Annotated in this window: 13 protein-coding genes; 2 read left to right on the plus strand and 11 right to left on the minus strand. The window is 44.3% G+C overall.

Annotation, left to right across the window (positions count from 1 at the left end):
* Positions 1-338: 338 nt before the first annotated feature.
* Entirely contained in the window at positions 339-1,301 is a 963-nt protein-coding gene (locus L3V37_RS23045; protein ID WP_017636093.1) for an integron integrase, read from the plus strand.
* 43 nt (positions 1,302-1,344) lie between these two features.
* On the opposite strand, the gene L3V37_RS23050 is transcribed toward L3V37_RS23045, so the two are convergent.
* From L3V37_RS23050 to L3V37_RS23085, 8 genes are all read right to left on the minus strand, one after another.
* Positions 1,345-1,818: a DUF2947 domain-containing protein gene (locus tag L3V37_RS23050; RefSeq protein ID WP_237307208.1), complete on the minus strand. Its 474-nt coding sequence runs from the start codon at positions 1,816-1,818 to the stop codon at positions 1,345-1,347.
* A gap of 13 nt (positions 1,819-1,831) precedes the next feature.
* Positions 1,832-2,419 (minus strand): HD domain-containing protein, encoded by a 588-nt coding sequence (locus L3V37_RS23055; RefSeq protein WP_005376917.1) that lies wholly within the window; start codon positions 2,417-2,419, stop codon positions 1,832-1,834.
* Position 2,420: 1 nt separating this feature from the next.
* Entirely contained in the window at positions 2,421-3,005 is a 585-nt protein-coding gene (gene rimJ, locus L3V37_RS23060) for a ribosomal protein S5-alanine N-acetyltransferase (protein WP_213894034.1), read from the minus strand.
* A gap of 36 nt (positions 3,006-3,041) precedes the next feature.
* Positions 3,042-4,586 (minus strand): transcriptional regulator TyrR, encoded by a 1,545-nt coding sequence (gene tyrR / locus L3V37_RS23065; protein WP_005376914.1) that lies wholly within the window; start codon positions 4,584-4,586, stop codon positions 3,042-3,044.
* Between the two features lie 100 nt (positions 4,587-4,686).
* Complete coding sequence (locus tag L3V37_RS23070) at positions 4,687-5,727, minus strand: YcjF family protein (protein ID WP_213915205.1); 1,041 nt, start codon at positions 5,725-5,727, stop codon at positions 4,687-4,689.
* A complete protein-coding gene (locus L3V37_RS23075; protein ID WP_213866474.1) occupies positions 5,724-7,100 on the minus strand; it encodes a YcjX family protein in 1,377 nt (458 codons plus the stop codon). The genes L3V37_RS23070 and L3V37_RS23075 overlap by 4 nt, the downstream gene beginning before the upstream one ends.
* 255 nt (positions 7,101-7,355) lie before the next feature.
* Entirely contained in the window at positions 7,356-7,541 is a 186-nt protein-coding gene (locus L3V37_RS23080) for a hypothetical protein (protein WP_005376906.1), read from the minus strand.
* Positions 7,542-7,715: 174 nt separating this feature from the next.
* Complete coding sequence (locus L3V37_RS23085; protein WP_237307212.1) at positions 7,716-9,233, minus strand: fumarate hydratase; 1,518 nt, start codon at positions 9,231-9,233, stop codon at positions 7,716-7,718.
* 269 nt (positions 9,234-9,502) lie between these two features.
* Here L3V37_RS23085 and pabB point away from each other — a divergent pair, with 269 nt between their 5' ends.
* The gene (gene pabB / locus L3V37_RS23090) at positions 9,503-10,867 is read left to right on the plus strand and encodes an aminodeoxychorismate synthase component I (RefSeq protein ID WP_237307214.1); all 1,365 of its coding nucleotides are present in this window, start codon (positions 9,503-9,505) and stop codon (positions 10,865-10,867) included.
* 365 nt (positions 10,868-11,232) lie between these two features.
* On the opposite strand, the gene L3V37_RS23095 is transcribed toward pabB, so the two are convergent.
* The 3 genes from L3V37_RS23095 to L3V37_RS23105 form a co-directional block, all read right to left on the minus strand.
* Positions 11,233-12,933, minus strand: coding sequence for an ATP-binding protein (locus L3V37_RS23095; protein ID WP_005376903.1), 1,701 nt, complete (start codon positions 12,931-12,933; stop codon positions 11,233-11,235).
* 7 nt (positions 12,934-12,940) lie between these two features.
* Complete coding sequence (locus L3V37_RS23100; RefSeq protein WP_237307216.1) at positions 12,941-13,480, minus strand: heme NO-binding domain-containing protein; 540 nt, start codon at positions 13,478-13,480, stop codon at positions 12,941-12,943.
* Between the two features lie 194 nt (positions 13,481-13,674).
* Positions 13,675-13,768, minus strand: a 94-nt coding sequence (locus L3V37_RS23105; protein ID WP_193294083.1) for an IS3 family transposase, incomplete at its 5' end; no start/stop codon positions are given.

A 13,768-nucleotide genomic window follows, 5' to 3' on the forward strand; every position in this document is an offset into this window, starting at 1 on the left:
AAACGACTGACGTTATTCATTGCTCTCATTCCGTTGATAAATAGACGAAAGTAATTAATACAATCAGAAGAAATAATGACCTATTTATCATCGGTATCTATGTGATCAACCTCTAGAAAGCTAACGCTTTCTATACGGCGATTTGCCGTTTTTCTGGCAGGCTACCGCCTTCTTTCTTATCAAAAGCGCTATCAATCGTAGCACTTATATATATGAAACAAATAGAAAAACAGTATGAATATGTGTGGTAGCGCTCGCAATTAGGCGGCGCACAGCACGCTAATTTCAAAAGTGGTGATACATTAAGGGAACTGTATAAATAAACAGGTTAATTTATCATGAAAAGTCAGTTTTTACTTAGTGTAAAAGAGCACATGCTTACTCGTCATTATGCAAATAAAACTATCGAAAGTTATCTATTTTGGATAAAACGCTTTATCACTTTTCACCAGCTTGCTCACCCATCAACACTAGCAGAAGATGATGTCATTCAATTTCTGAGTTACTTAGCGGTAGAAGAAAAAGTTGCGGTAAAAACGCAAGCTTTGGCGCTGAACTCAATATCATTTTTATATCGTGATTATTTCAAAACCCCACTATCACTTGATATGAGATTTCAGAAATCCTTGACCGAAAAGAAACTTCCCGTTGTGTTAACCAGGGAGGAGATCCGAAGATTCGTTCAGCATATCGACCCGAGGTATAGACTCCATATTCAGCTGCTTTACGGCTCAGGGCTTCGAGTGATGGAATGTTTACGCTTACGAGTTCAAGACATCGATTATGATTATGGTGCAGTTCGCGTTTGGCAAGGAAAAGGAGGTAAAAATCGTACAGTCACATTAGCCAAAGAACTGCATGAACCACTTAAAGCTCAAGTTAATTTAGCAAGAAACTATTACTTTAAAGATAGACACATGCCTGGTTATGCGGGCGTATACATCTCTGAAGGTTTACGACGTAAATACCCAAAAGCGGAGCTAGATTTTAACTGGCACTTTTTGTTTCCATCAACAAAGTTAAGCGCAGATCGAGACACTGGTGAATTGAGAAGGCATCATATCAATGAAAGCGCAATACAAAGAGCAGTAAAGCGCGCGGCAAGCGACGCAAGCATTGAGAAAACTGTAACTTGCCACACACTAAGACACAGTTTTGCCACGCACTTATTGGAATCTGGCGCAGACATTAGAACCGTTCAGGAACAATTAGGGCATACTGATGTAAAAACCACGCAAATCTATACTCACGTTATCGAGCGCGGGGCTGGCGGTGTGTTGAGTCCATTATCCAGCCTTTAGAAAAACAAAGCCACCTCGAAAGGTGGCTTTGTTTTATAACTCGTTATTGACGAACACCGAGTTTCACATTGCCTTTTGAGTCAAACCAAAGTGCTTGCGAACGGCGACGTCCTATTAGTATCGGACCATCATCATAAAAGAGAAAGTTCTTCCAGTGCTTTTTAAAAATAGACCATTTCGTTTCGATGACATTGTACTTCTCGTAGCAAAAGTAAACGGTCACATCGTCTTGCCAATCGATATGTGTCTCAACTTCCGCTGGCATGTCAGGATCATCCGACTCCCACGCAGCCATCCAATCCACAGTTTCAGACCAATTCGCCTCATTCATTGGCCAGTCTTGGGAACTAAGTCTATCCATATCAGGGCTTTGAGCACTGATATTTTCTTTCCAAAATTGTGCTGAACGGGCTTGGCTCATCGGCTTAATAAAAGCCAAATCTTCTTCTGGCACAGGCATCGACTGATGCGTAAAAATCCATTTTCTTTGGTATTCATCCAAAGGCAAATAAGACATTCAGTCTCCTTTATTACGATTTCAGCCAACCTTTCTCTGTGGCTTCTTCAATCAACTCTTTCGCTTTGTCCCATAAGGTAACAGAGCCAAATTCAATTCGTTTATTAATGGTAAGTGCTTGTTCGCGTGAGACACCATGTTCCTTCCAACTCTGACCATTATTATGGTAGTTCAAGAGCATTGGAATTAACCGATCGAGTGCTTTTGCATACTTAGCATCATCGGTCTGCGCGGCTTCAAATTCATGCCAAAGCGCCAATAGCTCTTGCTCCTGATCGCTGGGTAACATACCAAACAAGCGCTCTGCAGCTCTAATTTCTTTTTCAGCTTGCTCTTGAGACGCAGCAGTATCATAAACAAAGGTATCGCCCGCGTCGATCTCTACTACGTCATGTATCAATAACATTTTCATCACTCGGCAAATATCAACAGGTGCATTCGCATGCTCTTCCATCAATATTGCCATCAGTGCGACATGCCAACTATGCTCACCACTATTTTCGAGGCGCCCTTCAGCACTTTTAACTCGAGTTCGGCGCAAAATGCTTTTGAGTTTATCGAGCTCGATTACAAGTGCTAACTGCTTTTCCAATCGTTCCATACTATCGCCCTTCTGGCTGCCAATTCGGATTAATAAGCGACGTTAGAACGTGGTCTTGCCACTCACCATTAATCAAAAGGTAATCTTTTGCATACCCTTCTCGGTTGAACCCTACATGCTCTAGCACAGATTCACTGCGTTTATTGTGAGGCATGTAGCCAGCTTGAATACGATGCAGTTTCTGAACATTAAACATGTAGTCGCAAGCCATGGTTAATCCACGACGCATATAACCATGCCCTTGCGCTTTTTCAGCGAGAGAATATCCGACGTTACAAGAATAAAAAGGAAAACGACTCAAACTACTAAAGGATATCGTACCTAGCATTTCACCCGAAGAGGCTCTGACTAAAAGGCAATAATACCCCAATCCCATTCGATGCAGCTCATTGAGCTTGATAAGCTTTTGCAACCAACCGTTCACTGAGAAAAAAGCCTCTTCACGTTTCGGTTCAAACGGTTTCAGATATTCTCGGTTCGTTTGAAAATATTCGGCAATCATATCTGCGTCACCGATTTCAGCGGTACGAAGAAGCAAATCACCGTCCAACTTATGAACGGCGATAGATGAGCTGTTATCTTCCATTACAAATGATTAATTCCGTCTTTTCGTTCAATTCGATTAATTCTTACGTATACCGTAATCACGCAGTTTATTAGCGATTGAGGTATGCGATACATTTAAGCGCTTAGCAAGCTTGCGGCTTGATGGAAATGACTGATACAAACGTTCCAGAACTTGAGATTCATAATCACGCATGATCTCATCCAATGAACCGTCGATGTTAAGCGTTGCACTACCAGCGCCGACTGACTGAGGTTGAGGTAAATTGAAGTGATCCGCGTTTAGTATACCACCATCCATTTCCGTGAGCGCTCGAAGAACCATGTTATCCAGCTGGCGCATGTTTCCTGGCCACTGATAATTTGCAAGGGCATCAACTAGACCATCATCAAACTCTGGCTTATCAATCCCAAGCTGTTGAGCATGTTTAGCCACAAACAACTCAAGCAATGGTGCAACGTCGTTTGAGCGCTTACGTAACGGAGGAATGCTGAGCGTAAGTACGTTGAGACGATAATACAAATCTTCACGGAACATTCCTGCTTCAGAAAGCTCGGCAAGGTTATGTTTTGTTGAAGCGATGATACGAACATCGACATGCATCTCATCTTCTGCACCGACACGACGGAAATTACCATCCTGTAGAAAACGTAACAGCTTGATTTGAAGGTGCGAACTCATTTCACCGATTTCATCAAGAAATACCGTCCCGCCATTTGCTTGCTCAAAGATGCCTTTGTGGCCTTGTTCATGATTAAATGAACCCGGCGCATGACCAAAAAGTTCGGTTTCTGCTACATCGTCAGGCATCGAAGCACAACTCAAAACTAGGAATGGCTTGCTCGCACGGCTAGAACGGCTGTGGCAAGCTTTAGCAAGCATTTCTTTACCGGTCCCCGTTTCGCCCTCAATCAACAATGGTTGGTCAAGCACAGACAGCTTCTTAGCTTGGTTCATTAGTGCTTTATGACGGTTCGATATACCAACAAAGTGCTCAAAACCCAGAGGATTATGCAGCGGTAGCGCTTCTTCAATTCTGGCAACTTGCTGACTAGAGCGAATCGTCATTAGAGTACTCGCTAGAGTCGAGTTTTGCGCTTCGTCTCGGATATAAACGGGCATCAACTCTAGAACATAGTCCAAGCCATCAATCACAAGGTTTTCCCGTGTTCGGCCATTCACACCCTCAGACCAACGAGAGAAACGAACACTTGGTAACAAAGCACCGATTTGAGTACCAATCACTTCTTGCTTGTGAAGGCCAAGCAATGAAAGTGCAGACATGTTTGCCATGTCTACGGCACCTTTAAGATCAATGGCAAAAACCGGATCGGGCAAGTTATCAACTAACGAGAGCAGCTCCGTATTGTGGCGCTCCATCGGCATAAACTGGATTTTACGTACGTCTTTCACCCCCGGAATACGGCGGATTTCAGCCATCAGCTCACTAAACGTATCAAAATCAATATCTGGGCAATTCAAATAGATAATACCGCTAATATCGATTTCGATACCACGCAAGTCGATGCTTTTAGACGCTAAAATATCGAGCAGTTCTCGGGTCAAGCCGAGTCGATCTTCACATAAGACTTCAAGACGCACTTAAAATATCCCAATTCACAACTGTCAGGAAAAGTTGACAGTAGTTTCTATCATGCTTGGAATGGCGTCAAGCAATCCTATCCATCAAAGTTGATATTCGTTACGGTTTCATCGTAATTGATGCAACTTTCGCCGCCACTGCCTTGCGTATGGTGCCTAACTTAACCTGACGGTCAGGATACCAGGGTAGTGGACGCAATAAGGTCATCGCTTTCAAGCCCAAACGTGCCGTTAGAATACCAACACCGAGTCCCTGCCCCGCACGAGCAGAAACTTTGCCAGCAAGATCCATCGACATCAAATCCATACTGGCATCAATAGCGAGCTCACTGGCACCAGCCGCCGCCATATTGACAAATACCGCTCTTAGTAACTTGACGCGAGATGCATAACCTAGCTCTACCCCATATACCTTGGAGAGGTTGTCGATCATTTTGAAATTTCGCCAAGCCACCAGCAACATATCAGCGGCAGCCAGAGGGCTCACGGCGACTAGGGCCGCACACTCGGTTGCGTGCTGTGATACGATTTTCGTTGCCAACTTGTCTTGTTGGCTCACCACCATCGAGTCATACATATCAAGAATTTCAGCGTCACTATGAGCAGGGTTAATACTGTTCTGCCAACGATCAAAGCCCGGATTCTCTGCCATCACACCACTTTGTTCTGCTACGGTTTCGCAAAAGGCTTTCCCTTTCCCAACGCTCTCACTATTAACAAGTGCTTCTGCTTCTTCTTGAACACTAAAATGATTTCGTAGTTTTCGCAGTTTCCAAAGCTCTTTACCCATAGCTCCTAAACCAAGCGAAGCGATCGCAGCAATAAACCCCGTCCAGCTTAAGGCCAGCCAATCAGAAGCCTGAATTGCGGTTATAACCGAGTCCACCGCTTGCCAGCCAACCAAACCAGCAAAAGTTGCAAATGCGCCAGTCGCGAGCCATTTTCTGCCCGATTTTGGACGAATGACATGCTCGAGTTGCAATTCCTGTTCGGTCTCCTGGTGCGCTTCTTTAACTTCAACAGGTACAAATGTTTCTTTTTCGCCGAATGTTTGCTGCGCCGTCAACTCCGGTTGATTCGATTGCTGCTCTTTTTCCATTACCTTTTCAGAGAAAACTTGTTTTTGCTTCAACTCACTCATTTCAATTTATCTCCAATCAGGTAATCCAGTGCTTTGTCTAAGCGTATGTGCTTCACTGGCTCATCATTCGGTGAGGGCATCGGACGAAACGACGTAAAATCAAACCCGTTGTTTTGCCAATAAGCTGCATTTGGTAGCTTTTTCGGCACCTCTCCGGGAAACATAGTCATCGGCTCACCACCCAATGTTGTTCCTTGTAACGCCGGGATGGTCTTATCTCCAGAGGAAATAAACCCCGTCGTGGTTGCTTGGATGGAAGCGATACTCATGCAGCTCATCTCAATATTCTCGTAGGCTGCCGTTTGCCATGCTGGATGCACCATTTGTTGGAGCAGAGACACCAAATTTGGGTGCTGATCGGGCGTGATATGATCCGCTTTTGTAGCAGCAAACAACACTTTGTCGATTTTTGGTGAGAACAAACGACGCAAAAAGCTACTACGACCATAACGGAAGCTATGCATGATCTGTTCTAGCGCTTGGCGCATGTCGTAAAACGCTTCATCACCAGCATTGAGAGGCTGCAAACAATCCACCAGTACAATCTGGCGATCGAAGGTCGCAAAATGATGCTTATAAAACGCTTTCACTACTTTCTGTTGGTATTCCTGAAAACGGGCTTCTAGCATCGCTAAGTTACTGCCCTTGGGCGCTTTGCTTTCCGAATCAGCACGACACGGAAAAAACTGTAGCACCGGCGCGCCTGCTAGCTCACCAGGTAATACAAAGCGGCCAGGCTGAACCCAATGAAGGCCAGCGTCTTTACAAGAATGAAGGTACTCTGTGTATGTGTGTGCAACTTTCTCAAGTAGTTTCTCATTCACTTCTGCAAAGAGATCCACTTTCTCCAGTTCAGAAAGCCAAGCTTTGGCTAAATCGCCACGCTGGCCTTTAAGTGCATCAAACTGAGTTTGCGACCACGTTGCAAAGTCCATGTCCAATAAAGGCAGGTCGAGCAACCACTCTCCTGGATAGTCGATAATATCAACATTTAAAATTGCGGTTTTACTCAACAGCTTTTTCGTGGTTTTATTTGGTTTGTACTTGAGCGCTAAGCGAATCTCACTCACATCACGTGTCGGTACTGGCCACTGAGGTGGAGTGGCATGAATTTGGCTCATCGCCTCATCGTAAGCAAAGCGTGGCACCATCATATTCGATTGAGGCTCACGCTTCGCCCCAATAAGGCGCTTATCTCTAGCCGCAGTCAAAAGAGGCAAATTGTCATGGGTTGCAGTATGAAGAAGCTGATTCACTAATGACGTGATGAATGCCGTCTTACCAGCACGAGAAAGTCCGGTGACAGCAATTCGAACATTAGAGTCCATACCTCTGTTGATAAAGTCATTAACTTCTTTCTTTATTCTCTTCATTACGCTTCTTTATCTTACTCCACTTTAAAACAACGTTGTCAGCGACTTCGAATTTCGATCTATGAATACTGTTCTATCCCGAATTCTATGAGTTTAACTTTATATACCTTAATAAAAGATGAACAAAACATCCGGCTTAATGCTGTGTTAAAAAAGAAAAGCCCCTGAGTGGTTCAGAGGCTTACTTAATCTACAGCATTAGTAACTCTATATGTGCTGATTACTATGTTAAACAGGAACCCGCTTTCTTTAAGCCTAGTCGTCTTCTATTAACTTATAGATAACAAATAGAGCGATTTCTAAAATCAGCCACAACACACATGTGATGGTCACGTACTTTTCATCAAAGATGCTGATACCGTGAAGAATCAAGTCATAGCCAACAAAGCCACCTATCACTACAGCAAGAATAATTTGTAGAATCTGAATAAAACGAGGCATGCCGTCTCCTAATTATTGTTAGCATAACGTTTGATTGCTATGCCTAAAGGTTTATATCCTTAATTATATAGACAAAAAGTGCAGGTTTCGCTGCACTTTTGTCAATTGTTTGCTAGGTAAATCAGCACCTTGTCACATTCTCTCTACTGAGACGCAGCAAGATTGCCCTTTGCCTTATGCTTCCATCTCTTGAATTTTCACTTTCCAAGTGTCTGGACCAATTTGGTGCGCGTTAACACCATTTGAGTCGACAGCCACTGTTACTGGCATATCTTCAACTTCAAATTCGTAAATCGCTTCCATACCTAAATCTTCAAATGCAACAACGCGAGCTTTCTTGATCGCTTTCGCCACCAAGTACGCCGCGCCACCAACAGCCATTAGGTAAACCGCTTTGTGATTCTTAATAGATTCAACCGTTGCAGGGCCACGCTCAGCTTTACCGATCATGCCCATGATGCCGGTTTTTTCTAGCATCATATCGGTGAATTTATCCATACGCGTTGATGTTGTTGGGCCAGCAGGACCAACGACTTCATCACCAACTGCATCGACAGGGCCTACGTAGTAAATGAACTTACCGTTTAGATCTACGCCTTCAGGTAGACCTTCGCCATTATCTAGCATGCCTTGAATACGTTTATGCGCAGCATCACGACCAGTCAGAATTTTACCTGATAGAAGAACGGTTTCGCCTGTCTTCCACTCTTGTACTTCTTCTTTAGTAATTGTGTCTAAGTTTACGCGACGCGTATTTTCGCCCGCTTCCCAAGTGATGTCTGGCCAATCTTCTAGTTTAGGTGGTGTTAGCTCTGCTGGGCCGCTGCCATCAAGTGTGAAGTGTAAGTGACGAGTCGCCGCACAGTTCGGGATCAAACAAACAGGCTTAGAAGCCGCGTGCGTTGGCGCAGTTTTGATTTTAACGTCGACAACAGTCGTCAAACCGCCAAGACCTTGCGCACCGATACCAAGTTTGTTCACGCGATTGAAGATATCCAAACGAAGCTCTTCTTCTGCGTTTTGTGGGCCACGGTCAATAAGCTCTTGAATATCGATGTGTTCCATTAGAGATTCTTTTGCCAATACCGCTGCTTTTTCAGCCGTACCGCCGATACCAATGCCAAGCATGCCAGGAGGACACCAGCCCGCCCCCATTGTTGGTAGCGTTTTTTCTACCCACTCAGCAATATCGTCAGATGGGTTTAGCATCACCATCTTAGTTTTGTTTTCGCTACCGCCGCCCTTCGCAGCGATCTGAATTTCAACTTTATCGCCCGGAACCATGTTGATATGTACGACGGCAGGCGTGTTGTCTTTGGTATTAATACGTTTACCAGCAGGGTCCATAAGTACTGACGCACGCAACGGGTTATCAGGGTTCGTGTACGCTTGTCGAACACCTTCATCTACCATCTGCTGAACCGTCATGTCGGTCGAATCCCATTGCACGCCCATACCGATGTTGACGAAACACGTCACAATACCAGTATCCTGACAAATTGGACGGTGACCTTCTGCGGACATTCGGGAGTTAATTAAGATCTGAGCAATCGCGTCTTTAGCGGCTTGGCTCTCTTCGCGGTGATAGGCTTTTTCAAGAGCTTGAACAAAGTCTAGCGGGTGGTAGTAAGAAATATACTGTAGCGCATCAGCGACACTGCTGATCACATCCTGCTTGCGTATTACCGTCATTACATGCCTCGTTATAGTTATGCTTCCATTATTGGCTTAGCTTCAATCGTGTTTGTTGAGCTTATTGCTCTTTTGAGCTTCGTTTTTTATAAACAATTGTCGAACGGCTGATATCGACACACGAAATGCTGAAGTTGCCTACTTGTAAACCATCTCAAACCCTATGAATAGAGGGAGTTTGGCTATACAGAGGAATATGATACTCTTGCTGCCCATGACATGCCATGCAGTGAACGATCTCTTTGTCACAAATTACACAAATGAACAACATGGACAATCAATTCATTGATTTTAAAGCGTTGGAATACGCACCAGAGTTTGCTCTTCACCTTTTTTCTCGCATTCAACACCAGCCTTGGGCGATGTTGCTGCGTTCTGCATCAGAAACGCATATCGATAGCCGCTTCGATGTGTTGGTCTCCAACCCAATTGCAACGTTAGAAACCACTGCCGACAACACACAAGTTGAAACACCATCGAATGCCTATTCAACTCAAGATGACCCATTTGCGCTGCTTCATCAGTTGCAAGAACAGTGGCTTCCTCACGTAGAGTTAAATAAAGAATTGGATTTGCCTTTTGTCGGCGGTGCGCTCGGTTACTTCAGTTACGATTTAGGTCGCCGCGTAGAAACGATGCCAGAAGTGGCAGAAAAGGACCTCAACACGCCGGATATGGCGGTAGGTCTGTATGAATGGGCCGTTGTTGTTGACCACCAGCTAAAAAAAGCATGCTTAGTCGGTCAGAACATCGAGCAAGCTTGGCAATGGTTAAACGAGCAAAAAGCAGAACAAACCGTTGACTTCGCTTTGTCTGGAGCTTGGCAGTCAAACATGACGAAAGAGAGCTACGCCACTCGCTTTGACCAGGTGCAAGAATACTTGTTGAGCGGTGACTGTTATCAGATCAATTTGGCGCAGCGCTTTAACGCACCGTATCAAGGCAGTGAGTGGCAAGCGTATCTGAAATTGGAGTCCGCCAACCAAGCGCCATTCTCAGCGTTTATCCGTATGCCTGAGTCTTCGATTTTGAGTATCTCTCCAGAGCGCTTTTTAGAGCTCAAAGCTCGCGTCATTGAAACAAAACCAATCAAAGGTACTCGACCACGCAGCGAAGATCCAAAGCAAGATAACGCTAATGCCCATGACTTGCAGACAGCGGAAAAAGATCAGGCAGAAAACCTGATGATTGTCGATTTGCTGCGTAATGATATTGGTCGAGTTGCGTCACCGGGTAGCGTTCACGTTCCAAAGCTGTTCGATATTGAAAGCTTCCCTGCCGTTCATCATTTGGTGAGCACCATTCGTGCAAATTTGGATGAACAATACGCTCCTGCGGATTTGCTGCGAGCGTGTTTTCCAGGCGGTTCAATTACGGGCGCACCTAAAGTTCGCGCAATGCAGATTATTGAAGAACTGGAGCCGCATCGACGCAGCGCGTATTGCGGCAGTATTGGCTACATTTCACGCCATGGTCGTATGGACACCAGCATTACTATCCGAACTCTTGTAGCGGAAAAAAACAAACTTTACGCTTGGGCTGGCGGCGGCGTCGTGGCAGATAGCGATTGCGCCTCTGAGTATCAAGAAACGTTGGATAAGCTTTCAAAGATTTTGCCAGCGCTGCAATCGTAGGTTTCAACAGCACACAACGCCGCTTTAATGCTATTGACGAAAACAATCTAAAACGCCTCCAGAACGGATAATGCCGCTCATTTAACAGCGAGTGGCATATTTCTGTATCTCATCACCCTGCACAGCGACGAAAGAGCGTGATACAGGTTCTTCTATTCAAGCACTTTGTGGTCAAATTTGTTTCATTATCCGCTCGGCGTGCTGCTACTAGATTCTTAGTCTAGCCAAGGCTCGCTAGAATGACCCAAAAAACATCGTTAAATGATCGGCATTATCCAGTGTGGTGCGTTTTTTTGTGTGTTTTATTTGCATGTACTTTAGCTTTTAGCCGTTGGCCAACAAACATACTTTTTAAGAGGCAGCGTCTACTGCTCAAGCCACTTACACATAATCTGTTCGATATCGGTTGCGGTGTACGGCTTAGTGAGGATGTCGTCCATGCCTGAATCAATACACTTTTGACGCTCTTCGATGGTAGTGCCAGCGGTTAATGCAATAATAGGATGAGTAAAGCCACGCTCTCTCAGATACATCGTCGCCTCATAGCCATCCATTTCTGGCATTCGGCAGTCCATGAATATCAGTTCGTAGTCTTTACTTTTCACCGCTTCTAATGCTTCTTTGCCGTTGGCTTTTAAATCAGGTGTGATGTCGAGTTTTTTCAGCATTTGAGTAACAATGACTTGATTCATTCTGATGTCATCAACCACTAATATTGAGCGTCCTGCTAAATCGCTTCGCTCTATGGTGACCAATTCCCCCTCTGCTGTGCCTTGTGCTTGCCCTTCCTCAAGAGGAATAGCAACTTTAAAAGTTGTCCCTTTGCGCTCTTCACTTTCAAAGCTAATTTGACCTTGCATCAAATCCACAAGGTTTTTACAAATCGCGAGACCTAAACCTGAGCCTTCAAAGCTGCGTTTCGCCGAGCGATCAACTTGGACAAATGGATCAAAGAGTGACGGCTGTGCTTTTATTGGGATGCCAATACCAGTGTCTTCAACCTCAAAATAAGCCGTGCCGTTAAGCCATTCCACCCGTAACACGACGCCACCCAAGTGAGTAAACTTAATCGCGTTTCCCACCAAGTTAACCAAAATTTGTGTAATGCGCTCTAAGTCACCGACTAAAAATTCTGGAATCCCCAGCTTTTTGTCGATAGAGAAATGGATGCGTTTTTCCGCAGCCTTAGCTGCAAATACACCCATGATGGCTTTTTCAAGCTCCTCCCAGGCAAAAACTTTATGTATGATTTCCATCATACCGGCATTCATCTTACTGAAATCAAGAAGATCATTAATGATAACTCTCAATAAGTCCCCTGATTGAGTCAAATTGCTCAAGTATTGACGCTGCTCTTCTTCTAATTGGGTTCGACTCAATAACTCCGCACTACCCAATACGCCATTGAGAGGAGTTCGCAGCTCATGGTTAATCATGGCGACAAACTCCTTCGTCGCTTTTTCTGATTCCTCAGCCCGCTTTCTCAGCTCGACCTCTCGCTCTAAACTTAAGTGTCGACCAATAACACCATGAACTAAGTCAGACACGAGCTCCATCTGTTTGGAAATAAAAGACTGATCGATTTGATCTTGCAACACGGAGAAAATCAACTCCCCAACCGTTTCCCCATCAATGATAACTGGCAAATGCAAATTCTCTCCCTGCCAATTAGGAGTGGTGAAAATCTCGTTGTTATGACGAAGCTGTAAGTGACCAAAGTGATGACGACGCAATGAGCTCAGCTTTGTAGCGTCAAGAAACAAGTAAGCCGCAGAAATGATCGAGTTAGAAGTGAGCTGCTCAATAAAGCTCGCTATCATTGCTTCATCGAACGTGCTCGATAAAAAAGTACGACCAAACTTAATCAACGTGGCATCAATTTGCTCTTCAAACTCAAACTTACGAAGATCCTTTTTAGATTTCAGCTCCAGCTTTTTCAATGCAACACTGAGTTGCTGGTTGGATTCATATAACTCTAAGCTTTTCTGTTCCAACAGCTGCTCAGCTGCTTTTCTTGATGCAACTTCTCGTTTGAGTTTCCTTTCTAATGAGGAACTTCCCGTCATATTGTTCTTATTGAACCTCTAACCAAAAACGTACTTTGCTGCCATCTTCTGACTGGTTTTGATGTTTGATATGAACTACCTCACCAAAATGTGCAGCACAACCTTTTATCAATCCTAAGCATACGTGAGACATACATCTTGCACTGTGGTAGTCAAATACCAATTGGGATTGGTTTTCACTAATGAAATCAAATTGCGGAGGGTTAGCATCAGGATAGAGCTTCTTAACTTCGACATGAATAAAGTCTTCAACATGGCGAACAAATTGAAACGTCGTTTCACACTGTTGCAAACTGGCGTGACTAGGAATGGAGCGAAGTAAATTCAAAAAGACGCACTCTCCAAACACCTCTTGTAGTTGCTCGGGCGGAACACCAGATACTTTACTGAGATTCACGATCAACTTAACCAAGTCTTTGTGATCGTAACTACCAACAGCGGTGTAAACACCTTCATCGTTAGAAAGGTCGAGAACTTGGTCTAACACATCAAGACCGAATTTCTCTTCCACTAACTCCATGAACTCGGTGAAAATAATCCCTTTCATTGGCCAATGCTTGCCCTATAGTGACGTCCTAAAATAAAGAATGGTGTATAACCTTATAAGTTTCAAATTAATATGTTCAAGCAGAGTGAGACACACAACACAAAGAGGGAAAGTGCTGGCGAGTGTTTTAATGCGAATGCTTTATTTGGTAACCAGTAACGTGGTGTACCCCACAAAAAGTAGACAGTACATAACTACATACTTTCGTACTCAACTGGGCTGACCTGCCCCAACGCTGAGTGTCTTCTTCTGCGATTGTAAAATACCTCGATGTATTCGAAGATGCCC

This window comes from Vibrio sp. D54, from assembly GCF_021728075.1.
Lineage (GTDB): Bacteria > Pseudomonadota > Gammaproteobacteria > Enterobacterales > Vibrionaceae > Vibrio > Vibrio alginolyticus.

Bases quoted from the DNA above. Each gene is read 5' to 3' on its own strand.
- L3V37_RS23055 (WP_005376917.1), bottom strand. From the start codon at position 2,419: ATGGAACGATTGGAAAAGCAGTTAGCACTTGTAATCGAGCTCGATAAA.
- pabB (WP_237307214.1), top strand. From the start codon at position 9,503: ATGGACAATCAATTCATTGATTTTAAAGCGTTGGAATACGCACCAGAG.
- L3V37_RS23070 (WP_213915205.1), bottom strand. From the start codon at position 5,727: ATGAGTGAGTTGAAGCAAAAACAAGTTTTCTCTGAAAAGGTAATGGAA.
- L3V37_RS23075 (WP_213866474.1), bottom strand. From the start codon at position 7,100: ATGAAGAGAATAAAGAAAGAAGTTAATGACTTTATCAACAGAGGTATG.
- L3V37_RS23095 (WP_005376903.1), bottom strand. From the start codon at position 12,933: ATGACGGGAAGTTCCTCATTAGAAAGGAAACTCAAACGAGAAGTTGCA.
- L3V37_RS23100 (WP_237307216.1), bottom strand. From the start codon at position 13,480: ATGAAAGGGATTATTTTCACCGAGTTCATGGAGTTAGTGGAAGAGAAA.
- rimJ (WP_213894034.1), bottom strand. From the start codon at position 3,005: ATGGAAGATAACAGCTCATCTATCGCCGTTCATAAGTTGGACGGTGAT.
- L3V37_RS23050 (WP_237307208.1), bottom strand. From the start codon at position 1,818: ATGTCTTATTTGCCTTTGGATGAATACCAAAGAAAATGGATTTTTACG.
- L3V37_RS23080 (WP_005376906.1), bottom strand. From the start codon at position 7,541: ATGCCTCGTTTTATTCAGATTCTACAAATTATTCTTGCTGTAGTGATA.
- L3V37_RS23085 (WP_237307212.1), bottom strand. From the start codon at position 9,233: ATGACGGTAATACGCAAGCAGGATGTGATCAGCAGTGTCGCTGATGCG.
- L3V37_RS23045 (WP_017636093.1), top strand. From the start codon at position 339: ATGAAAAGTCAGTTTTTACTTAGTGTAAAAGAGCACATGCTTACTCGT.